At 65.4% G+C, this 21,555-nt stretch carries 18 protein-coding genes; 14 read left to right on the top strand and 4 right to left on the bottom strand.

The features are described from left to right. Positions 1–124: 124 nt before the first annotated feature. Positions 125–460, bottom strand: a complete 336-nt coding sequence (locus tag ACQU6B_RS05470; protein WP_430869034.1) for an oxidoreductase — start codon at positions 458–460, stop codon at positions 125–127. A gap of 91 nt (positions 461–551) precedes the next feature. On the opposite strand from ACQU6B_RS05470, the gene lpdA reads away from it, so the two are divergent. From lpdA to ACQU6B_RS05455, 3 genes are read left to right on the top strand one after another with little or no spacing between them, the layout of a single operon-like run. Further along, the gene (lpdA, locus tag ACQU6B_RS05465) at positions 552–1,937 is read left to right on the top strand and encodes a dihydrolipoyl dehydrogenase (protein ID WP_430869033.1); all 1,386 of its coding nucleotides are present in this window, start codon (positions 552–554) and stop codon (positions 1,935–1,937) included. 20 nt (positions 1,938–1,957) lie between these two features. Continuing rightward, positions 1,958–3,883 (top strand): 2-oxoglutarate dehydrogenase, E2 component, dihydrolipoamide succinyltransferase, encoded by a 1,926-nt coding sequence (sucB, locus tag ACQU6B_RS05460; protein WP_430869032.1) that lies wholly within the window; start codon positions 1,958–1,960, stop codon positions 3,881–3,883. Positions 3,884–3,893: 10 nt separating this feature from the next. After that, positions 3,894–4,802, top strand: coding sequence for a TIGR01777 family oxidoreductase (locus tag ACQU6B_RS05455; RefSeq protein WP_430869031.1), 909 nt, complete (start codon positions 3,894–3,896; stop codon positions 4,800–4,802). On the opposite strand, the gene ACQU6B_RS05450 is transcribed toward ACQU6B_RS05455, so the two are convergent. Together ACQU6B_RS05450 and ACQU6B_RS05445 are read right to left on the bottom strand one after the other, a co-directional pair. Next, positions 4,765–6,195, bottom strand: a complete 1,431-nt coding sequence (locus ACQU6B_RS05450) for a protein kinase domain-containing protein (protein WP_430869030.1) — start codon at positions 6,193–6,195, stop codon at positions 4,765–4,767. The two genes, ACQU6B_RS05455 and ACQU6B_RS05450, sit on opposite strands and share 38 nt — an antisense overlap. Before the next feature lie 69 nt (positions 6,196–6,264). Further along, positions 6,265–8,451 carry an MMPL family transporter gene (locus ACQU6B_RS05445; protein ID WP_430869029.1) on the bottom strand — a complete coding sequence of 729 codons (2,187 nt, stop codon included), beginning with the start codon at positions 8,449–8,451 and terminating at the stop codon, positions 6,265–6,267. Positions 8,452–8,522: 71 nt separating this feature from the next. On the opposite strand from ACQU6B_RS05445, the gene lipB reads away from it, so the two are divergent. The 3 genes from lipB to ACQU6B_RS05430 are packed head-to-tail and all read left to right on the top strand — an operon-like array spanning position 8,523 to position 10,964. Beyond that, positions 8,523–9,233 (top strand): lipoyl(octanoyl) transferase LipB, encoded by a 711-nt coding sequence (gene lipB, locus ACQU6B_RS05440; protein WP_430869028.1) that lies wholly within the window; start codon positions 8,523–8,525, stop codon positions 9,231–9,233. Beyond that, positions 9,230–10,237, top strand: coding sequence for a lipoyl synthase (gene lipA, locus ACQU6B_RS05435; RefSeq protein ID WP_430869027.1), 1,008 nt, complete (start codon positions 9,230–9,232; stop codon positions 10,235–10,237). The genes lipB and lipA overlap by 4 nt, the downstream gene beginning before the upstream one ends. Before the next feature lie 34 nt (positions 10,238–10,271). After that, a complete protein-coding gene (locus ACQU6B_RS05430) occupies positions 10,272–10,964 on the top strand; it encodes a DUF4191 domain-containing protein (protein ID WP_430869026.1) in 693 nt (230 codons plus the stop codon). On the opposite strand, the gene ACQU6B_RS05425 is transcribed toward ACQU6B_RS05430, so the two are convergent. Next, positions 10,961–11,386: an RDD family protein gene (locus tag ACQU6B_RS05425; RefSeq protein ID WP_430869025.1), complete on the bottom strand. Its 426-nt coding sequence runs from the start codon at positions 11,384–11,386 to the stop codon at positions 10,961–10,963. The two genes, ACQU6B_RS05430 and ACQU6B_RS05425, sit on opposite strands and share 4 nt — an antisense overlap. Before the next feature lie 178 nt (positions 11,387–11,564). Here ACQU6B_RS05425 and glnA point away from each other — a divergent pair, with 178 nt between their 5' ends. The 8 genes from glnA (at position 11,565) to ACQU6B_RS05385 (ending at position 21,548) form a co-directional block, all read left to right on the top strand. After that, on the top strand, positions 11,565–12,998 hold the full coding sequence (gene glnA / locus ACQU6B_RS05420; protein ID WP_430869024.1) for a type I glutamate--ammonia ligase: 1,434 nt from the start codon (positions 11,565–11,567) through the stop codon (positions 12,996–12,998). A 118-nt stretch (positions 12,999–13,116) separates the two neighbouring features. Next, positions 13,117–13,425 (top strand): hypothetical protein, encoded by a 309-nt coding sequence (locus ACQU6B_RS05415; RefSeq protein WP_430869023.1) that lies wholly within the window; start codon positions 13,117–13,119, stop codon positions 13,423–13,425. Between the two features lie 340 nt (positions 13,426–13,765). After that, complete coding sequence (locus ACQU6B_RS05410) at positions 13,766–15,418, top strand: glycoside hydrolase family 13 protein (RefSeq protein ID WP_430869022.1); 1,653 nt, start codon at positions 13,766–13,768, stop codon at positions 15,416–15,418. Positions 15,419–15,453: 35 nt separating this feature from the next. After that, entirely contained in the window at positions 15,454–16,515 is a 1,062-nt protein-coding gene (locus ACQU6B_RS05405) for a LacI family DNA-binding transcriptional regulator (protein WP_430869021.1), read from the top strand. Beyond that, complete coding sequence (locus tag ACQU6B_RS05400; protein ID WP_430869020.1) at positions 16,512–17,387, top strand: carbohydrate kinase family protein; 876 nt, start codon at positions 16,512–16,514, stop codon at positions 17,385–17,387. The genes ACQU6B_RS05405 and ACQU6B_RS05400 overlap by 4 nt, the downstream gene beginning before the upstream one ends. A 302-nt stretch (positions 17,388–17,689) precedes the next feature. Beyond that, positions 17,690–18,949, top strand: a complete 1,260-nt coding sequence (locus tag ACQU6B_RS05395; protein WP_430869019.1) for a sugar ABC transporter substrate-binding protein — start codon at positions 17,690–17,692, stop codon at positions 18,947–18,949. Between the two features lie 98 nt (positions 18,950–19,047). Beyond that, on the top strand, positions 19,048–20,640 hold the full coding sequence (locus tag ACQU6B_RS05390) for an ABC transporter permease subunit (protein ID WP_430869018.1): 1,593 nt from the start codon (positions 19,048–19,050) through the stop codon (positions 20,638–20,640). Beyond that, the gene (locus ACQU6B_RS05385) at positions 20,640–21,548 is read left to right on the top strand and encodes a sugar ABC transporter permease (protein ID WP_430869017.1); all 909 of its coding nucleotides are present in this window, start codon (positions 20,640–20,642) and stop codon (positions 21,546–21,548) included. The genes ACQU6B_RS05390 and ACQU6B_RS05385 overlap by 1 nt, the downstream gene beginning before the upstream one ends. Positions 21,549–21,555 lie beyond the last annotated feature (7 nt).

The raw sequence follows: 21,555 nt of genomic DNA, 5'->3' as shown, positions 1-21,555 counted from the left end.
CCCACGGAGTGAAACACGACGCCCGCCTCAGCAGATGCTGAGGCGGGCGTCGTGTTTTCACGCTCAATTTTCCCGCGGACTCCGGGTGCGCCGGTAGCGAACCGTCGCGGTCGGGCAGAAGCGGTTAAAGGCCCTTGCGGTGAGTCTCGTTCCATTCGCGCATACGCGACGGATAGCCAGAAAGATTCACGTCGAAGGCGGGGATGCTCAGCTGGGTTGCGAGCTTTCGTGCGGCGATGGGGTCCGGCACCTTGCGGCGAGTCCACTCCCCTGTGTCAGCCACGACCACCATGGTGGTCTGCGTCACGCGGGTGGGGGGCTCGATGTATCCCTCGCACCCTGCGTGCGCGGCGATGAACGCCTTGAGGTGCGTGACGGTAGCCGCCTGCGCCTCCTTGGAACTGGTCCCCGCCGTTTGTTGCGACGACTTAGACCGTGACTTACGCGAGAAGATGCCCATGTGCCCAGGTTAGTCACCGTTCGCGGTTCACGTGTGCCGTTTGGAGTGGCAAGATGGGTAGAACCGACTTCCTTACAAGGAGATATTCACTGTGACCGAGTCCATCCCCAGCTCGTATGATGTCCTGATTCTTGGCGCAGGAAGCGGCGGATACGCCGCCGCACTGCGCGCAGCCCAACTAGGCATGACCGTCGGACTTGTGGAAGAGTCCAAACTTGGCGGCACCTGCCTGCACAACGGTTGCATCCCCACGAAGGCCCTGCTACATGCCGCGGAACTCGCTGACAACGCTCGCGAAGGTTCCAAGTTTGGCGTGAACACCACGCTCGACAGCATCGACATGACTGCGGTGAACGCCTACAAGCAGGGGGTCGTTGACCGCCTATACAAGGGCCTCCAGGGACTCATCAAGAGCCGCCAGGTGGTCGTCATCGAGGGTCACGGCACGCTTGTTGGCCCCGACACCGTCGAGGTACGTGGCGAGCGCTATACCGGCAAGAACGTGATTCTTGCCTCGGGCTCCTACCCTCGGTCGCTTCCCGGCCTCGAGATTGGCGGGCGCGTCATGACGTCCGACCAGGCGCTCGAACTCGACGTGGTTCCGCAGTCGGCAATCGTGCTTGGCGGAGGCGTCATCGGCGTCGAGTTCGCCTCAGTCTGGAAGTCCTTCGGTGCTGACGTCAGCATCATCGAGGGCCTGCCCCACCTCGTTCCGAACGAGGACGAGGCCTTGTCGAAGGCGCTCGAGCGTCAGTTCCGCAAGCGCAAGATCAACTTCAAGGTCGGCGTCAAGTTCCAGAGCGTCGAGCAGAACGATGACGGCGTCAAGGTCACGCTCGAGGACGGCTCCGTTCTCGAGGCGGAGATTCTGTTGGTGGCCGTGGGCCGCGGCGCTCGCACCGCGAACCTCGGATACGAAGACCAGGGCCTACGCATGGATCGCGGCTTCGTCCTCACCGACGAGCGTCTCCACACCGGCGTCTCCAACATCTACGCCGTGGGCGACATCGTCCCCGGCCTCCAGCTGGCTCACCGCGGATTCGCACAGGGCATCTTCGTGGCGGAGCAGATTGCAGGCCTCAACCCGCAGCCGATCATCGAGGCCAACATCCCTCGGGTGACGTACTGCGACCCCGAGGTCGCGTCTGTCGGCCTCACCGAGGCCAAGGCCATCGAAACCTACGGCGCCGACAAGGTCGAGGCTCTCGAGACCAACCTGGGCGGAAACGGCAAGAGCCAGATCCTCGCTACGCAGGGCTTCGTGAAGCTGGTCCGCGTCAAGGACGGCCCCGTCGTCGGCATCCACATGATCGGCGCTCGTATGGGCGAACAGATCGGCGAGGCACAGCTGATTGTGAGCTGGGACGCGCACCCCGAGGATGTCGCCCCGCTGTTGCACGCCCACCCCACCCAGAACGAGTCGCTCGGGGAGGCGCACTTGGCGCTCGCCGGTAAGCCACTCCACCAACACGACTGATTTCGGAGACAATGAGCAATATGAGCAACGACGTCACTCTTCCCGCCCTAGGCGAATCCGTAACCGAGGGCACCGTAACCCGCTGGCTGAAGAGCGTGGGCGACTCCGTCGAGGTCGACGAGCCCCTGCTCGAGGTCTCGACCGACAAGGTCGACACCGAGATCCCCTCGCCCTTCGCTGGCACGCTGACCGAGATCCTTGTCCAGGAGGACGAGGACGCCGAGGTCGGCACCGTCCTGGCACGCATCGGCGACGCCGGTGAGGCTACTGGAGGCGACAGCGCCCCCGAGGCGGCGGCTGAGCCTGAAGCTAAGCCCGAGCCCGAGCCTGAGGCAGCGGCTGAGCCTGAGGCAGCACCTGCGCCAGCGGCCGACGCTGGCGCTTCCGCTGCTTCCCCCGCGCCTGCCGCCGAGGCCTCCCCTGCACCCGAGCCCGAGGCAACCCCCGCACCGGCCGATGCGCCGGCAGCTGGCGCCTCAGGTGGCCAAGAGGTGAAGCTCCCCGCACTGGGCGAGTCCGTCACCGAGGGCACCGTAACCCGCTGGCTGAAGAGCGTGGGCGACTCCGTCGAGGTCGACGAGCCCCTGCTCGAGGTCTCGACCGACAAGGTCGACACCGAGATTCCCTCACCCTTCGCTGGCACGCTGACCGAGATCCTTGTCCAGGAGGACGAGGACGCCGAGGTCGGCACCGTCCTGGCACGCATCGGCGACGGTAGCGCCGCACCCGCGGCGCCCGCCCAGGCCGAGAAGGCCCCCGAGCCTGAGGCAGCCCCTGCGCCTGAGGAAACCCCCGAGCCCGAGCCCACCCCGGAACCCGCGGCACCCGCCGCTGGAACCGCGTCGGCACCGGCGGAGCAGAAGGCGGCTCCCGAGCCGCAGTCGGCCCCCGACCCCGACGCTGAGCGGCCTCCCGCTGCTGAAGCACCCGCCGAGTCCGCACCCAGCGCACCGGCACCCGCTGCCGCACCAGTAGCAAACGAGTCCGGTTCCTCTAACGGCAGCGGCTACGTCACACCGATCGTGCGCAAGCTCGCGTCCGAGCGCGGAGTGGACCTCGCGTCCGTCTCCGGCACCGGCGTAGGTGGCCGCATCCGCAAGGAGGACGTCCTCGAGGCGGCCTCCAAGGCTGCGGCGCCCGCAGCATCGGCTACCCCAGCATCGGCGGCCTCCGCCGCTCCTGCCGAGGCGTCCGAGTCTGCAGCACCTGCGGAGCTCAAGGAGTCCGAGCTGCGCGGCCAGACCGTCAAGATGTCTCGCATCAGGAAGATCACTTCCAAGAAGATGATGGAGTCGCTGCACGGAATGGCGCAGCTTACCTCCGTTGTCGAGGTCGACTGCTCCAAGATCTGGGCGTTGCGCGCGAAGGCGAAGGATGGCTTCCAGGAGCGCGAGGGCGTCAAGCTCACGTTCCTGCCGTTCTTCACGCGCGCAGTCGCTGAGGCTCTCGCGGAGCACGCGTTCCTGAACGCGTCGGTCGACGGCGACAGCATCGTCTACCACGACAGCGTCAACCTGTCCCTCGCGGTCGACACCGAGAAGGGTTTGATGCTGCCGACAATGCGTGGCGCCGAGCACCTGACCGTTGCCGGTCACGCGAAGGCAATCGCTGACCTCGCAGAGAAGGCACGCACTGGCGGCCTCAGCTCCGACGAGATCTCGGGCGGAACGTTCGCGGTGACCAACACCGGTTCCGGCGGCACGATGTTCGACACTCCCATCGTTCCCGCGCCGCAGGTCGGAATCCTTGCGACGTGCGCGATCGTGAAGAAGCCCGTCGTCGTGCGTGGACCCAACGGCGAAGACGTGATTTCCATTCGCCCGATGTGCTACCTCCCGCTCAGCTACGATCACCGCATCGTGGATGGCGCCGACGCGGCTCGCTTCCTGCAGAGCGTGAAGAAGCGTCTTGAAGAGGGCGCTTTCGAGTCTGAAGTCGGGCTGTAACCACACCATCATGCGCGTAGTCATCTCAGGTGCCTCTGGCCTCATCGGTACGGCGCTAGCCGAATCGATGAGGGCGGACGGTCACGAGGTCATCGCGCTTGTACGTCGCGCCCCGCAGGGACCATTCGAATCCGAGTGGTACCCCGCGGCCGGCGAGATCGATCAAGACGTGGTGCAGTCGGCCGATGCCGTCGTTAACCTCGCGGGTGCCTCGATCGGCTCCAAGCGGCTGACCGATAGCTACAAGGCCGTGGTCAAGCAATCGCGCGTCGACTCGACCACGCTGATCGCACGCGCCTACGCGCCGCGAACAGATGGCGTGCTGATTTCCGGCTCCGCGATGGGCTATTACGGTGCCCGCGGCGACGAGGTGCTCTCGGAGCGCTCTGAACCCGGCGATACCTTCCTGTCCGACATCGCGCTCGCGTGGGAGGCCTCCGCGGCTCCTGCAGTCGAGGCCGGCGTGCGCACTGTCTTCATTCGCAGCGGGCTTGTGCTCGCGCCGAATGGCGGCTTCGCGGCGCGACTACTTCCCCTGGTCAAGCGCGGCCTGCTGGGCGGTCTGAGCGGCGCGAACGCGTGGCACGCATGGATCACGCTGCACGACGAGGTGAGGGCACTTCGCTACCTCATCGAATCGGACCACTCTGGACCCGCAAACATCATCGCCCCCAAGGCGGTGCGCGACAAGGAACTGATGAGGGCGCTGAGCAGCGTCGTGGGCAAGAAGCCCGGTTTCGTGGTGCCAGGTTGGGCTCTCGAGCTAGCCATCGGCCCCGCGATCGAGGACCTGATGAGTTCGCAGAACGCGCGCCCCGGCGTCCTTACGCGACTGGGCTTTACGTGGGATCACGAGAGCATCGAGGAAGCGGCCGCCTGGGTCATGACTGAGGCAGGACACGCTCCACCAGCCATGTAGCGCCCGCCAGGCGCAGGTCCAGCCAGGCATCCTCGCGGTGGGCCGCGACCTTTGTCGGGACCAGCTCCCCGCCGGTCCCGTCGCGGTGCCACACGGTGTGTGCCGAGACCACGTAGGTGACCGCCACTCGCGTCACCCCCTCGCCGCGCTCCCCCGGCACCTCCGTCGCCGAGATCACACTTGCCTGCACGTCCTCGAAACGTAGGTCCCCGTCCTCGATCGCGCGCGCCTGAGCCTGAAGACGCGCGGAGGCCGGGGAATCAGTGGCGCCCGTCGCCACCAGCGCCTCCGGGTCCGCCTGGGCTAGTGCCGCAAAACGAGCGTTCGTCAGCGCTCTAGCGGCGTGCGCCGCAGACAACTCCGCGCCAGGTTCTGCGTCCCCCACGCCGGCCGTGGCTGCACCTTGCGCAGTGCCTCCGGCTTCGGCCCCCGACCCGGCCCCGGCCCCGGCCCCGGCCTCAGACTCGACCTCAGACTCGGGCGCCGTCAGTGGCACTGGCACGGGCGCCAGCTCGGGCGAGTACTGACCCGGGCTGGTCGCCACCGCACTGTCGGAACTTGGATAGACGTACGCCGCCGCTCCCCCCACGGCCAGCGCCACCACGGCTCCTCCCGCCAGGCGAAGTGCCAAGCGGCGCGCCCGCCACGGCCGCGAACTGCGCAGGACCGTGGTGCGTTCGTGCGGCTCGCTCGCGTGAGCTCGCAGTTCACCCACCAGCCCGGTATCCGGGAGGCTGATCTGCACCGGGTAGGCGCACTGCGTTAAGCCCCTCTCCACACCTCGAGCGCTCGGCCTGCTTTCGGGCTGCTCGTCGAGCAATGGATCCAGCCACCCCATGAACCCCACGCGCTGTGCCGGATCGATGCAAACGGCGAGGATCGCGCCCACCGAATATATGTCAGCGTGCCGCGACGCCCCGTCGGCACGCTCCGGAGCACGAAAGCCCTCTGTCCCGCGTTCCTCAGGTAGCGCGCCGGCAACGGTGTCGACCAGGATCAGGCCGCTGCGTCCGATCATCACGTTGGCGGGTGACACGTCTCCGTGGAAGATCCCGCGCTCGTGCAGACTCGCCAGCGCCCCGCACAGTTGCTGGCCCAGGTACACACACTCCCCTACCGAAAGGTGCCCCCGACTAGCCAGGAGTGCATCGAGATCCATCCCTTCGATGCGCGGAAGGATCGCGACGACCACGCCTCCTGGGCGCATGAGAACTCTCTCAGGCACAGACACGCGGGCGTCACCCGTCAGGCGTAGCGCCGCCGCGCGCTCGCGCACCAAGGCGAAGGTCTCCGCGCCAGCACCGACGACGCGCTCGACGAGCGGCGCGCCACCACCACCGACGCTGATGTCACCATCAGCGCCGGAGGATGCGCCGGCCCGTAACCACTTCATACCCCCACTGTGACAAGGACACCGCAGCGGTGGGCGTTATCCACAGGGCACGAGTCAACGCGACCTGCGTCAGTTGTCGATCTTGCGGTGCCACGGCCACCATGAGATGCGGCCCATGTCCGACACCAGCCCCGGCACGAGCAGCGAACGCACGATGAGCGTGTCGATCAGCACCCCGAGCCCCACGATTACCGCGATCTGCGCGAGGAAGATGAGCGGGATGACTCCCAGCGCCGCGAAGGTCGCCGCGAGCACAATTCCGGCGGAGGTGATCACGCCACCGGTCACGGCGAGCGCGCGTCGCACGCCCTCGCGGGTGCCGTGTTGGAGGCTCTCCTCCCGTGCCCTCGACATCAGGAAGATCGAGTAATCGACTCCGAGTGCGACGAGGAACACGAACCCTAGCAACGGCGTCGCGGGGTCCATGCCGGGAAATCCGAAAACGTGGTTGAAGAGCAGCGAGGACAGTCCCAGCGCCGCTGCGAAGGACAGGATGTTCGCGAGCACAATCAGGAACGGAGTCAGGACTGCGCGTAGCAGCATCACCAGCACCACAAAGATCACCAGCAGGATCACCGGAATGATGATCTTGATGTCGCGATCGGTGGTGATCTTGGTATCGAGCGACTCGGCCGCCTGGCCACCAACGAGCGCCTGATCCGAGATCGGGTGCACCACGTCGCGCACCTCTTGCACGGTCACCGTGGCCTCCTTCGACGCGGAGGACACCTCGGTGACGGCGTTGATCTCCACCATGCCGTCGACCACGATCGGGGGCTCGTCGCCAGCCATGGGAGGCGCGCCTTGGGCCACCGACTCCGTCAACACGTACGCGGACGTGACGCCGTCCACTGCTTCGACCTCCTCGAGCACCTGTGCGGCGTCACCCTCCGGAACGAAGATGCGGATGGGCGAGCTCTGTCCGGCGTCGAAGTGCGCCTCGAGAACGTCGAACCCGGTGGTCGACTCGACCTCGCCGGTGAAGACGTCTCGCTGGCCGAGCCCGTCTGCCTTGAGACCAAAGAGTCCCGCCGCCATGATGAGCAGCACCGCGGCCGCGCCAATCCAGGTGCGACGCGGGCGGGCATCGACGCCGCGCGAGACGCGTCCCCACACCCCGGCCCGCTTCTCTACCGCCTCGATGGAGTTCTCCTCCTTCACGTCTTCCCCCGCAAACACGGGGCGCTTGGGCCAGAACACACCCCGAGCGTGCTTGCCGCCGATGAGCAGCAGTGCGGGCAGCAGCGTCAGCGCGGCGACGAAGGCCGCGATGATGCCGATCGCGCCGGCCGGCCCGAGCGACGCGTTGGACTTCAGGTCCGACAGTAGGAGCACCAGCAGTCCTAGGACCACGGTGCCGGCCGATGCGGCGATGGGCTCCAGCGAGCGTCGCCACGCCACGCCCATAGCGGTATACGGCGACTCGTGCCGCTGCAGCTCCTCGCGATAGCGGGCGACGAGGAGCAGCGCGTAGTCGGTCGTCGCGCCTACGACAAGGATGAACATGATGCCCTGGCTCTGGCCGTTGAGCGTGATCACGTCAGCCTTTGCCATCGCGTACACGGCGATGATGGCGGCAGTCAGCGCGATCATCGCGGTGATCAGCACCGCGAAGGGCAATACCGGGCTTCGGTAAACGATCAGCAGAATAATAAGTACCACGACCAGCGCGACGATCAGCAGGATGCCGTCGATGCCCGCGAAGGCCGCGACTAGGTCGGCGGTCAGACCCACGGGCCCGGTGAGGTAGCCGTTGAGCTCGGTGTCCTGCTCGGCCCATACCGCTCTCACGGTCGACGCGAAAGCCTCGCCGAGGGTCTCCTCGCCGATGCTCTCCTCGAACAGGGCCGCGTCCAGGTTGAACGCCACCAGTACGGCCTCGCCGTCCTCGGACGGAACAACTGTGGCCGGCGCCACCAGCAAATCGTTGACTGTGCGCCCTTCTGGGTCGCCCTCGATGACGGTATCCCCCGCCTCGGCCGCGAAAGCCTCGACAGTCGCAACGTCCTCGGGGCTAGTCACTCCGTCAACCACGAAGAGGCCCGGAATGGTGTCCGACGGCACGAACTGCTCGTGCAGGGCGGCCGCCTCGGTGGACTCGGCGCTAGCGGGCAGGAACGCCGCGGAGTCGTTCTCCTGGACGGAGCTGAGCTGCCCAAACGTCGAGCCCCCCACGCCGCTAATGGCGAGCCACCCGAAGATCACGAGGACAATCGCTACGGGGCGCCACCAGGTCTTCTGCTTTGAAGTCTTCATCGTCATTGTCGAGGTCATGAACTTTTCAACGCGCGGAACGTCCCGCTATTCCCAGCAGTTAGCCTGAACCCATGGAGATCTTGAAACTCGAGGTGGGCACCCGCCTGGTTGAGTATCACGAGGCATGGGACACCCAGCGTCGGATTCACGCGGAGGTGGTCGCCGGAGAACGCCCTGACACGCTGATCCTGGTCGAACACCAGAGCGTCTATACCGCTGGCCGCCGAACCGCCTCCTGGGATCGCCCCGACGACGACACGCCGGTCGTGGACGTCGACCGCGGCGGTAAAATCACCTGGCACGGCCCGGGACAGCTCGTCGGCTATCCGATAGTCCGGCTGCGAGAACCCGTGGACGTCGTGCGCTACGTGCGGGCCCTTGAGCAGGCGACCATGGACCTGTGCGCTTCCTACGGCTTGTCGACCATTCGCGTCGACGGCCGTTCGGGCGTCTGGCTGCCAGCCACTCAGTCGCAGAGCGAACGCAAGGTGTGCGCGATAGGGGTGCGCGTCGCGAAAGGCGTAACCATGCACGGCTTCGCCCTCAACTGCGACCCGGACCTTGGCCAGTTCACGCGCATCGTCCCCTGCGGTATCTCCGACGCCGGTGTCACGTCCCTCACCGCTGAGCTCGGGCGCGACGTGAGCGTCACCGAAACCGTACCCGCCGCCATCGAATGCTTAAGAAACGCACTCGCCGACGTACGCTTAACCACGTCTGCCACAACCATGACGTCCACCGGCGCCGCCGCCGACGCGACCCCCACAAAGGAGACCGTGTGACTATCGCACCCGAGGGACGCAAGATGTTGCGCGTCGAGGCCCGTAACGCCGAGACGCCCATTGAGCGCAAGCCCGAATGGATCCGCACCAAGGCCACCATGGGCCCTGCCTACAACGAGCTCAAGTCGCTCGTGAAGACGGGCGGCCTGCACACGGTGTGCGAGGAGGCCGGCTGCCCCAACATCTTCGAGTGCTGGGAAGACCGCGAGGCCACGTTCCTCATCGGCGGCGCCCAGTGCACGCGCCGATGCGACTTCTGCCAGATCGACACCGGCAAGCCCTCCGCGCTGGACCGTGGCGAGCCCCTCAAGGTGGCGCAGTCGGTGCAACAGATGGGACTCAAGTACTCGACCGTCACGGGAGTCGCACGCGACGACCTCGACGATGGTGGCGCGTGGCTGTACGCGGAGACCGTCCGCCAGATTCACGAGCTCAACCCCGGCACCGGCGTCGAACTCCTGATCCCAGACTTCAACGCAGTTCCGGAGCAGCTCGCGGAGGTCTTCGCGTCACGCCCCGAGGTATTGGCGCACAACGTCGAGACCGTGCCGCGCATCTTCAAGCGCATCCGCCCCGCGTTCCGCTACGAACGCTCGCTGTCGGTGTTGACCTCCGCGCAGGCGGACGGCTTCGTCACCAAGTCCAACCTGATCCTGGGCATGGGCGAGACGTACGACGAGGCCGTACAGGCGCTGCGCGACCTCAAGGAGGCCGGTTGCGACCTCATCACGATCACGCAGTACCTGCGTCCGAGCCCGCGCCACCACCCGGTGGACCGCTGGGTCAGGCCCGAGGAGTTCGTGGAGCTGTCCGACGCAGCCGAGGAGATGGGCTTCCTAGGAGTCATGTCCGGTCCCCTGGTGCGGTCGTCTTACCGCGCCGGTCGACTCTGGGGTCAGGCCATGAAGAGCAAGGGCCGACCGATCCCCGATGCGCTCGCTCACCTGGGCGAACCAGTCGAGGCTCGTCAAGAGGCGTCGGCACTGCTTAAGGCGCGCGCCTAGCAACCCCCGTAGACCTACTAGACTGTGGGTCATTATGGCTAAGACTGCACCCGAGAAGAAGCCCCGCTGGTACAAACTGATCTGGCAGGCGTACAAGGTAACCGCGCCTCACGACAAGTGGCTGCTGCCCATCATGATTGGGGAGTTCGTCGGCATCGTCGGCATCGCCGTCGTGATCGGCCTGCTGGTGGGCTCCGTTGCCGCGATCGTCTACGCGTCCATCTTCGGGTTGCTGACGGCCATCCTCGTGACGCTGTTCACCCTGACCCGACGCTTCGAGAAGAACGCCTTCTCGCGCATGGAGGGCCAAATCGGAGGCTCGCTGTCCGTCGCCCAGTCAATCCGTTCGGGCTGGACCTTTGCTGACGACCCGGTGTCGATCGACCCGCGCGGCAAGTCCGTGGTGTTCCAGGGCATCGGCCGCGGTGGAGTCCTCCTCCTCGCGGAAGGCGGCAACGCCGCCAAGAAGCAGGTCGATGCGACCCGCCGACGCGTCTCCAAGCTCATCCCGGGTGTCCCGATCAACGCGATCTACGTCGGCACGGGTGAGGACCAGGTCCCCCTGAAGAAGCTGTCTCGCCAGATCCGTAAGACCAAGAAGGTGCTGTCGAAGGGCGAGCGCGACGTTGTCGCGTCCCGACTTCGCGCCATCGGCGGCCAGAAGCTTGCCGTGCCAAAGGGCGTCGACCCGATGCGCGCGCGACCCAACCGCAAGGGCCCTCGCTAGCGCGTACGCACCAGGCGGGTGCGGGCGGTGCGGTCGTGATACCCGCGACCCTCCGGGTCGGTAAACAGAGCCGGGACTACGACCACGAGTAGCAGCGTGCGCGTGAGCCCGCTGACCAGGCCGACCGGCGAGCTGCCGTCTTCTCGCACCACCTTGACCCCAACCACCCGGTGTCCGATCGTGGTGCCTAGCGTCGCGACCAGCAGGAAGTGTTGCGCTGCCCACACTCCGAGGGTCGCGAAGGAGTTCCCGACCAGGAACACGCTCTCGACCGGCCCTGCTGTCGCCACGGCCGCGGCATTCGCGAAGAACGCCGACGAGATCACGAGCGAAAGCGTCCAGTCGATGCCGAGGCCTAATAGCCGGCGACCGACGGCGGGGCGTGCTGGCGCATCGGGAATGGGCAATTCGGAGGTACTCACCCGGTCATCGTAGTCGGGTGCGAGCACACTTACGATCGTCGTTTTGGGGTCAAAACCCCCTCTCGCGGCGGTCAGCAGTTAACACGCTCGTAACATTCCACGAACGCAGGGGAAACTGCCGCCGGTTAAGGTGGTAGTTGCCACTCCAGGCTAGAGATTACTTTCAAGGAGCAAACGGATGTTTAACACCGCCGAAGAGGCCCTCGCCTACGTTAAGAACGAGGGGGTTGAGTACGTCGACATTCGATTCTGCGACCTTCCAGGTTCGATGCACCACTTCAACATTCCCGCGCACCAGTTCACCGAAGATATCTTCGAAGACGGCGCGATGTTCGACGGATCATCGATCCGCGGATTCCAGGCCATCAACGAGTCCGACATGAAGCTGCTGCCCGACGTGGCCACCGCGTTCGTTGACCCGTTCCGCAAGGCCAAGACGCTCATCATCAACTTCTCGATCGTGGACCCGTTCACCAACGAGCGCTACTCGCGTGACCCCCGCAACGTCGCCATGAAGGCGCAGGAGTACCTGAAGTCGACCGGCATCGGCGACACCGCGTTCTTCGCCCCCGAGGCCGAGTTCTTCATCTTCGACTCCGTGCGCTTCGACACCAACCAGCACGAGAGCTACTACCACATTGGCGCCTCGAGCGGCTGGTGGAACACCGGTGCCGAGACCGACGCTGATGGCCTGCCTAACCGCGGCTACAAGACGCGCATCAAGGGCGGCTACTTCCCCGTCAGCCCCGGCGACCAGTTCGCTGACCTGCGCGACGAGATGTGCACGGTCCTCACCGAGGTCGGGCTCGACATGGAGCGCGCGCACCACGAGGTTGGCTCCGGCGGTCAGCAGGAGATCAACTACCGCTTCAACACGCTGCTGCACGCGGCTGACGACCTGATGAAGTTCAAGTACGTCGTCAAGAACGTCGCTTGGGCCGCAGGCAAGACCGTGACCTTCATGCCCAAGCCCATCTTTGGCGACAACGGCTCTGGTATGCACGTTCACCAGTCGATCTGGAACGACGGCGAACCGCTGTTCTATGACGAGTCCGGCTACGGCGGACTGTCCGACATGGCGCGCTGGTACGTCGGTGGAATCCTCAAGCACGCTCCTTCGCTGCTTGCCTTCACCAACCCCACCGTGAACTCCTACCACCGCCTGGTGCCCGGCTACGAGGCTCCTGTGAACCTGGTGTACTCGGCTCGTAACCGTTCGGCTGCGGTCCGCATCCCGATCACGGGATCGAACCCCAAGGCTAAGCGCATCGAGTTCCGCGCACCTGACGCCTCGAGCAACCCTTACCTCGCGTTCTCCGCGCTCCTGATGGCCGGCATCGATGGCATCAAGAACCGCATCGAACCCCCCGCACCGGTCGACAAGGACCTGTACGAGCTTCCCCCCGAGGAGCACGCGCAGATCCAGCAGGTTCCCGCCTCGCTTCCCGAGGTGCTCGACGAGCTCGAGAAGAACCACGACTACCTGCTCGAGGGCGGCGTCTTCACCGACGACCTCATCGCCGAGTGGATCGACTACAAGCGCACCGCGGAGATTGACCCGCTACGCTTCCGTCCGCACCCGCACGAGTTTGAGCTCTACTACGACTGCTAAGCCGTAGCCGCTCATCAAAGCGGGGTCGCACCTATTGGTGCGGCCCCGCTTTTGCGTTCCCGGTGGGAGGTGAGCGCGCCGTCACTGCGACGGCGGGAGTCGCTCGTATGCTCAAGGCATGGATGAATCCGCAAAGCTCACAGCCCAAGTTCTACTCGATTTCTATGCGAACGCCGCCGACGCCCGCGACCAGTTGGACGAGGACAAGGCTTTCGACGACGCGTTTACGGGTCTCGAGGAGGCAGGCGCGTTCACCGTTGAGGTGGATGACGACGACGAGGTGCAGCTCGACGTCACGCCGCTACTGCTCGGGACCACCGTCACGCTGCAGTGGCTCATCGGCCAGCTGGCAAAGGCGGTCGACTACACGGAGGAAGAGATCCTCTTCGACCTGCGCACCTTCATCGAGCGCCTCGAGACCGAGTAGCCACCAATCTGCTGCGGTGTCCCGTGGCCACCACGAGGTGGCCACGGGACACCCGTGAGCGTTTCAGCAACAGGGCACACGCTGGGCCTGCAGGCGCTACATCGACGGTCCCTCTCCGCCCCCGCCGTCACCGCCGCACGCGCAACCGCCCGCGTCCTCGGTCGCTACGCTCTCGTACTCGCCGGCAACTCGGCTTGCGCTCGGGCTACGCAAACGTTTACATTTGGTGCGTGGGATCCTGAGAAGTGGGATCACTGAAGCACCTCATCAGGCAGAGCGGCCCGAGCGCGATAGCGTGAGGAGTCACCATGCCTCATGCACCTATTGGAGACGAATCCACGTGAACACGCACGCTGCGCCGGCCACTGGCAACGAATGGTGGCGCACCGCCGTCATCTATCAGATCTATCCTCGTTCGTTCGCGGATTCCACGGGCGACGGCGTGGGTGACCTGCGCGGCATTACCGCCCGGCTCTCACACTTGGAGACGCTTGGCGTGGACGCGATCTGGCTGTCGCCCTTCTACACCTCGCCGCAGCGCGACGGCGGATACGACGTTGCCGACTTCATGGACGTCGACCCGTTATTCGGCAACCTCGCCGACTTCGACGCCATGGTCGGTGAGGCGCACAATCGCGGCCTTCGCGTCATCGTCGACATCGTGCCTAATCACACCTCTGATCAGCACGAGTGGTTCAAGCAGGCACTGCCCGCCGCCGCCGGCTCGCCCGAGCGTGACCGCTACATCTTTCGCCCGGGCCAGGGGCCGACGGGCGCGGAGCCGCCCAACAACTGGGTTTCGGTGTTCGGGGGCCCCGCGTGGACGCGCGTGTTCAACACGGACGGCACCCCCGGTGACTGGTACCTGCACCTGTTCGACACGTCGCAGCCCGACCTGAATTGGGCTAATGAAGACGTGCTGTCCGGGTTCGACGAGATCCTGCGTTTCTGGCTCGACCGGGAAGTCGACGGCTTCCGTGTCGACGTCGCCCATGGCCTGATCAAGGCGGATGGGCTGCCGGACTACACGGTCGACGAGTCCTACGGGTCGATGGGCAGCGAAGCTCAGGCCCCTCCCTTCTGGGCGCAGGAAGGCGTCCACGACGTCTGGCGCCGCTGGCGCAGGGTGCTCGACACCTATGAGGGCGAGCGAATCCTCGCTGCCGAGGCGTGGGTTTACCCCCTGTCAAAGATGGCCAAGTGGGTGCGGCCGGATGAGATGCACCAGTCGTTCAACTTCGCCTACCTCGAGACCGCGTGGAACGCCACGGACCTGCGCTCGATCATCGACACCTCCATCCGCGAGTTCAACGCGGTCGGCGCCCCGAGTACCTGGGTGCTGTCCAACCACGACGTGGTCCGGCACACGACCCGCCTGTCCCTCACGGAGGAGAACCCTCAGGGCCATGGAATCGGGCGCGACAGCCTCGGCCTTCCAGAGACCGAACCGGCGCTTCGGCGGGCACGAGCTGCCTCGATGCTGATGCTGGCATTGCCGGGAAGCTCGTACATTTTTCAGGGCGAGGAACTTGGGCTGCCCGAGGCACTTGATATCCCCGACGACGCTCGTGCGGATCCCACCTGGTTCCGTACGCAGGGGGAACGGTACGGACGCGACGGCTGTCGCGTGCCGCTGCCCTGGACCGCGAAGGGTGCGGCGTACGGGTTCTCGCCGACGGGCGCGACGTGGCTTCCGCAACCCGATCAGTGGCGCGAACTTGCCCGCGACGCGCAGGTCGGCGTCCCCGACTCCACGCTCTCGCTCTACACCTCCACCTTGGCCCTGCGTCGCGAGTACGGGACCGCAACCGCGACGCTCGAGTGGCTCGACGACACTCCCGAGGGCTGCATCGGCTTCCGAGTCGGCGCGGTGACGGTGCTCGCGAACGTGTCGGGCGCCCCCATCTCGCTACCGCAGGGCGAGGTGCTCGCCAGTTCCTCCCCCATCACCGATACGCTTCCCGCAGACACAACTGCGTGGGTGCGCGAATAGGCGCTTCGCCCGCGCACCTGAGCTGAGGGGCACTCATGACGAAGATCCAGAAGGTCGCGGAGCTCGCGGGCGTCTCGACGGCGACGGTGTCGCGCGCATTGGCTGGCAAGAAGTCCGTGTCGCCCGCCACGCGAGTGCGAGTCGAGACGGCAGCGAAGGAACTCGGCTACGTGGTGTCCGCCGCCGCCTCGAGCCTCGCTTCGGGACGTACACGCAACGTAGGCGTCGTCATGCCCTTCCTCAACAGCTGGTTCTACACCACCGTCATGAAGGGCGCCCAGCGCGCGCTCGCGGAGGCCGGCTACGACCTCACGCTCTATCACCTCGACACGAATCCCGGCAATGACATCCCCCACGCGGCGAATCCGCGCCGACGCCAACTCTTCGAGGACTTTCTTCAACGCAAGCGCGTCGACGCCTTGCTCGCTATCAGCCTGGAACTGGAGACCGGAGAACTTCAGCAGATTCGCCGGCTCAACAAGCCCGTGGTCGGACTGGGCGGCCCCCTGCCGGGCATCCAGACCCTCAGCGTGGACGACCGTGCCATCGCGCAACTGGCGACGGACCACCTCCTCGCACTCGGGCACACGCAGATCGCCCACATCGGCGGCAACCCTGACTTTGAGCTCGACTTCCACTTGCCCTCCAACCGCAGGGACGGGTACGAGGACTCGCTGACCGCGGCGGGGATAGCATTGGAGCCGCTCATGGTGCGCTCAGCGGACTTCACGATTCCCGGCGGCTACGACGCCACCTTGCAACTCCTAGGCGATCCACGCGTGCACCCCACCGCGATCTTTGCCGCCTCCGACGAGATGGCCATAGGTGCGATTCTGGCCGCGCGCGACCTCGGCAAGACCGTTCCAGGGGACCTGTCCGTGATCGGCATCGACGGCCACACCCTCGGCGAGTTCTTCGGACTCACCACTATCGACCAGCACCCGGAGGCACAGGGGCGACTGGCCGTCGAGTCCCTACTGAGGGAGATCGGGTCGGGCGCTGAGGCACCCGACCCCGACAACACTCACCTGCCTCATGACCTAGTGGTTCGCAAGTCCACCGCGGCGCCACCGACGCGCCATCACGAATCGGCATGACCGCTAGGGGGGTGACCTCGCCGCGGCGCGATGTGGTGGTCATCGGGCCCGCGACCTGGAACCACGTGATCGCCCTCGACGAGCTCCCCCCGCCCACCCCTCACATGCAGTTCGCTAGGGATCACTGGTGGACGATGGGCGGCACGTCCGCAGGTAAGGCCCTCCACCTGGCCGACCTGGGCGTGGAGCAGACGCTTGTCGCCGCCATTGGCCCTGACGATGCGGGAGACCATGTCCGGTCGCAGCTCGCACGCGGCGGCGTCCGGCTCGTGGAGATGCCCGGCGCCGTAGCCACGGAGAGCCACACCAATCTCATGAGCACCACGGGCGAACGCGTCTCCCTGTACGTCGACCCGCCGCCGGCCGCCTCCGCGGCGAGCGTAGAGGTCGCGCGACTGGCCATCGCGGACGCGACGGTCGTGGTGCTCGATCTGGCCGCCACCGGCGCCCGAATCGCGGGCGACGATGTCCCACTGGACGCCGAGGTCTGGGTGGATCTTCACGACTGGGACGGCGAGAGCAACTTTCAGGTGCCGTTCGTAGGCGCGGCCAACGTCGTCGTCGCCAGCCACGAGCGCCTGGCGGACATCGAGCGGTTTCTGCGCAGGTGCATCGACGACGGGGCGGAGCTCGCCATCGTCACTCGCGGCGCCGATGGGTCAGTCGGGATGGACGCGGCCGGAAACACGGTCATTTGCGCCGCGTCGGCCGTAGACGTGGTTGACACGAACGGCGCCGGCGACGCGTTCGTCGCGGGTGCGCTCGCGGCGAGGATGCACGGGCTGCCGCTAGAGCAGATGCTCGAAGCGGGGTCGAAGCAGGCGCTACGCGCCCTTACCAGCCGCCACCTCTGCGCTTCGCTAGACATGTAAGCGGTCGATAGGCCCGCGCCATGGCGCCCCACTCGCGCGCGTCCCCCGCGCCCCTGTCGCGTCGCAGCGGCAACCGGCCGGCCCCTCGTTCGCACTCCCATAGGCGCGGTCCCGTGCTCAAATCCCTGCATCGGACCGCCTATACCGAACCGTTATCTCCCGCGGTTGCTGACTTGGCAAATGTCGGGTTACTCTGTAAGCGCTTGCATTCCGGTGCGAGTCGAGAGAAGGGCCTCTCTACGCTGGCTTCCGTTCAGCAAGGTGGGTTCTCACGTCAACTACTGCGAAAAAGGAAGACACCGATGTTGAAGACAAAGAAGTCCTTAGCCATGGGAGCGATGCTCGCCACCGCGGGCCTGCTCATCACTGCATGCTCAAGCAGCACCGATGACGCGACCACCAGCGCAAGCTCAGAGCCGACGTCCTCGGCAATGGCTAGCGAGCCCGCAGCAAGCTCCAGCCTTGTCGTATGGGTGGACTCGGAGCGCGCAGATGCACTCGCGCAGACCGCCGCCGACTACGAGGCCAAGACCGGGGTCCAGGTCGAGATCGTTCCCCGCGACAATGCCACTCTCAAGGATGACTTCATCCAGCAGGCCAACTCAGGCTCCGGACCCGACATCACCATGGGCGCGCACGACTGGCTGGGCGAGCTCACCGCGAACGGCGTAGTAGCCCCCCTCGAGCTGGGCGACACCGCCGCCAACTACCTTCCCGTAGCGCTCGACGCTTCGACCTACGAGGGCACTGTTTACGAACTCCCCTACGCAGTTGAGAACCTCGCGGTGCTGCGCAACGCGGACCTGGTCCCCGAGGCCGCAACCGACTACAACGACATGATCTCGAAGGGCACGGAGGCCGGAGCGGAGTTCCCGTTCGTCGTCGAGCAGGGCGCCGAGGGCAACCCGTATCACCTCTACCCGTTCCAGACCTCGTTCGACGCACAGGTCTTTGGCCGCGACGACGCTGGCGCGTACGACCCCACACAGCTGACGCTGGGCGACGGCCAGGACTTCGCCGCATGGCTGGGCGAGCAGGGCGCTGATGGCAACATGAGCACCGAGATCACCGGTGACATCGCCAAGGAAAAGTTCACGTCCGGCGACGCCGCGTTCTGGCTCACCGGCCCGTGGAACCTCACCTCCGCGACCGAAGCGGGTATCAACGTCGAGGTAGACGCTATCCCCGCACCCGGACCGTCGGTGGCCGCTCCCTTCGCCGGCGTCAAGGGATTCTTCGTCAACGAGTACTCGGAGAACAAGGTCGCAGCGAATGACTTCCTGGTGAACTACATCGGCACCGAGGAAGTTCAGCTCTCGCTGTTCGAGTCCGGCAAGATCCTCCCCGCCTTGACTGCAGCGGCAGACACCGCGGCGGCAGACCCGCTGGTCGCGGGCTTCCTCGCCGCAGGCACCGACGCCGTACCGATGCCCGCCATCCCCGCAATGGGACAGGTCTGGCAGTACTGGGGCATCGCCGAGGCCGCAATCCTCGATGGCGCCGACCCTGCCGCCACGTGGACGAAGCTGACTAGCGACGTCGAAGCAGCAATCGCAGGTTAAGACCCACACCAAGCAAGCCGGGGCGGCCCCGCTCAGGGATCGCCCCGGCTTGTTGCGCACCGAACGAATAACTCTGACTAGAACGGACCCTTAGTTCAATGACGAACACCAACGTGGCTGAACGCGCACCCAAACGTGCACCCCGGAAGCGACTGCGCTTCGACTCCTTCCGCATCGGCCCCTTGGTGCTCAAGATCGCCCTGCTCGCGTCGTTCAACGCGATCATGGCGTTCCTGATCTTCGTGCTCGCGACTCAGGGCAGTTGGGGCATCGTCGTGGGTGCAGTCGCCCTCGCGATCGCCATCGACGTCATCTACCTCAGCAAGCGGATGCTTCCGGCGAAGTACATCACCCCGGGCCTGGTCTTCCTCCTGATCTTCCAGGTGTTCGTGATCATGTACACCTTCTATATCGCGTTCACCAACTACTCCACGGGCCACATCCTCGACAAGGACCAGGCCATTCAGTCGCTCCTCAGCCAGAACCAGGCGCGCGTGCCGGACTCGGTCTCCTACCCGCTCACAGTGGTCGACGGACCCAACGGCCTCGGGTTCCTCGTGACCGGGCCAGAGGGCCAGGCGCTGGTCGGCGACGCCGAGACCCCGCTTGCCCCCGTGGAGGCCACCTTCGACGGAGACAAGGCCGTCGCGACCGACGGCTACACGACCCTTAAGTTTGCCGACGTCCTGCAGGTTCAGGACGCCGTATTCACCCTGGTGGTCCCGGTCTCCGAGGACCCAAATGACGGATCTGTACGTACGCTCGATGGCTCGAGCGGCTACCAGTACGTGTCCAACCTTGTCTACGACGAGACCGCGGATACGCTCACCAACACCACCACTGACGTCGTCTACTACGACGACGGCAACGGAGTCTTTGAAGAGCAAGACGGCGCCGAGCTCCTGCCCGGTTGGACCATCAACATTGGGCTCCAGAACTTCGAGCGCGCGTTCACCGACTCCTCGATCCGCGGGCCCCTGGTCAGCGTGATGATCTGGACCTTCGTCTTCGCCACGCTTTCCATGCTGTTTACTTTCGCGCTGGGCCTGTTCATGGCGATCATGTTCAACCACCCACGCATGCGCGGCTTGAAGGTCTATCGAATCATCATGGTGCTGCCCTACGCCTTCCCGGCGTTCCTGGCGGCCATGGTGTGGTCCGGTATGTACTCCACGAGCTTCGGATTCATCAACAGGGTGCTGCTCAATGGCGCCGACATACCGTGGCTCACCGATCCCACCCTGGCGAAGGTCGCGGTACTGATCGTCAACCTCTGGCTGGGCTTCCCCTACATGTTCCTCGTTACCCTGGGAGCTCTGCAATCCATCCCCGAGGAGATCCAAGAGGCCGCCCGCACCGATGGGGCGAGCCCGTGGCAGGTCTTCAGGCAAATTAAGTTGCCACTCCTCCTCGTGAGCGTTGCCCCGGTGTTGATCGCGACGTTCGCGTTCAACTTCAATAACTTCAACGTCATCTATCTGGTGACGGGCGGTGGTCCTCGAATATCCGGCGCGGACATACCCGTGGGCCATACCGACATCCTGATCTCGCTCGTCTACAAGGTGGCGTTCACCGGGCAGCAGCGTGACTACGGGCTGGCGAGCGCCTTCTCGATCATCATCTTCGTGGTGGTCGCCACCATCTCCATCATCAGCTTCCGCAAGACTAAGACTCTGGAGGACATCAACTAATGAGCACCGTGACTCAAGTCAAGAGGACCCCGCTGGTGCGCAACAAGCGCCCGTTCTCTTTCGTGCGCTGGTTCCGCGACACCGGTTGGCGACACGTGATCGCAGTTGTTCTGTCCCTCTTTGCCCTCTTCCCGCTCGCGTACATCCTGTCCGCGTCACTCAAGCCCTTCGGAACCCTGACCGGGTCCAACGACCTCTTCTCCGAGATCAGTTTCGAGAGCTACTCGCGTCTACTTAACTCGACCAAGTACCCGTTCAAGGAGTGGTTCGTCAACTCGCTCGTCGTGGGCCTTACCACCGCGGTCTTGGCCGTTTTCCTTGGAGCGCTTGCCGCCTACGCCTTCTCACGGATGCGATTCAAGGGTCGCCGTACAGGCCTGCTCAGCCTGGTGTTGGTGCAAATGTTCCCCCAGCTACTCGCCGTGGTCGCCATCTTCCTGCTCCTGACGAAGATCGGCGAGGTCTTCCCCGCCATCGGGCTGAACACGCATGCGGGCCTCATCATGGTCTACCTCGGCGGCGCGCTCGGCGTGAATACGTACTTGATGTACGGGTTCTTCAATACAGTCCCCAAGGAGATCGACGAGGCAGCCAAGATTGACGGCGCCGGGCACGCTCGAGTGTTCTTCTCGATCATCCTGCGCCTGGTTGCGCCGATTCTCGCGGTGGTCGGGTTGCTGTCGTTCATCGCCTCGATGAACGACTACGTGATCGCGTCGGTGGTGCTGGTAGACACCGACCAACAGACACTCGCTGTTGGCCTCTACCGCATGGTCGCTAACCCCAACTATGCCGACTGGAGCCAGTTCGCCGCGGGCGCAGTCATGTCGGCCGTGCCGGTCGTAATCCTATTTCTGTTCTTGCAACGGTTCATCGTCTCCGGGCTCACCGCGGGGGCCGTCAAGTAGGCGCGCC

It is taken from the genome of Demequina aurantiaca (assembly GCF_050598105.1).
In the GTDB taxonomy this organism is placed as follows: Bacteria; Actinomycetota; Actinomycetes; order Actinomycetales; family Demequinaceae; genus Demequina; species Demequina aurantiaca_A.
The sequence above is the reverse complement of the archived record's forward strand: the minus strand, read 5'-3'. Positions and strand labels throughout refer to the sequence as shown.

What these genes read in the sequence shown, in the direction of transcription:
- sucB (WP_430869032.1), top strand. Translation starts at nt 1,958, where the DNA reads ATGAGCAACGACGTCACTCTTCCCGCCCTAGGCGAATCCGTAACCGAG.
- ACQU6B_RS05390 (WP_430869018.1), top strand. Translation starts at nt 19,048, where the DNA reads ATGACGAACACCAACGTGGCTGAACGCGCACCCAAACGTGCACCCCGG.
- ACQU6B_RS05400 (WP_430869020.1), top strand. Translation starts at nt 16,512, where the DNA reads ATGACCGCTAGGGGGGTGACCTCGCCGCGGCGCGATGTGGTGGTCATC.
- glnA (WP_430869024.1), top strand. Translation starts at nt 11,565, where the DNA reads ATGTTTAACACCGCCGAAGAGGCCCTCGCCTACGTTAAGAACGAGGGG.
- ACQU6B_RS05470 (WP_430869034.1), bottom strand. Translation starts at nt 460, where the DNA reads ATGGGCATCTTCTCGCGTAAGTCACGGTCTAAGTCGTCGCAACAAACG.
- ACQU6B_RS05385 (WP_430869017.1), top strand. Translation starts at nt 20,640, where the DNA reads ATGAGCACCGTGACTCAAGTCAAGAGGACCCCGCTGGTGCGCAACAAG.
- ACQU6B_RS05415 (WP_430869023.1), top strand. Translation starts at nt 13,117, where the DNA reads ATGGATGAATCCGCAAAGCTCACAGCCCAAGTTCTACTCGATTTCTAT.
- ACQU6B_RS05450 (WP_430869030.1), bottom strand. Translation starts at nt 6,195, where the DNA reads ATGAAGTGGTTACGGGCCGGCGCATCCTCCGGCGCTGATGGTGACATC.
- ACQU6B_RS05445 (WP_430869029.1), bottom strand. Translation starts at nt 8,451, where the DNA reads ATGAAGACTTCAAAGCAGAAGACCTGGTGGCGCCCCGTAGCGATTGTC.
- ACQU6B_RS05430 (WP_430869026.1), top strand. Translation starts at nt 10,272, where the DNA reads ATGGCTAAGACTGCACCCGAGAAGAAGCCCCGCTGGTACAAACTGATC.
- ACQU6B_RS05405 (WP_430869021.1), top strand. Translation starts at nt 15,454, where the DNA reads ATGACGAAGATCCAGAAGGTCGCGGAGCTCGCGGGCGTCTCGACGGCG.
- ACQU6B_RS05455 (WP_430869031.1), top strand. Translation starts at nt 3,894, where the DNA reads ATGCGCGTAGTCATCTCAGGTGCCTCTGGCCTCATCGGTACGGCGCTA.
- lipB (WP_430869028.1), top strand. Translation starts at nt 8,523, where the DNA reads ATGGAGATCTTGAAACTCGAGGTGGGCACCCGCCTGGTTGAGTATCAC.
- ACQU6B_RS05395 (WP_430869019.1), top strand. Translation starts at nt 17,690, where the DNA reads ATGTTGAAGACAAAGAAGTCCTTAGCCATGGGAGCGATGCTCGCCACC.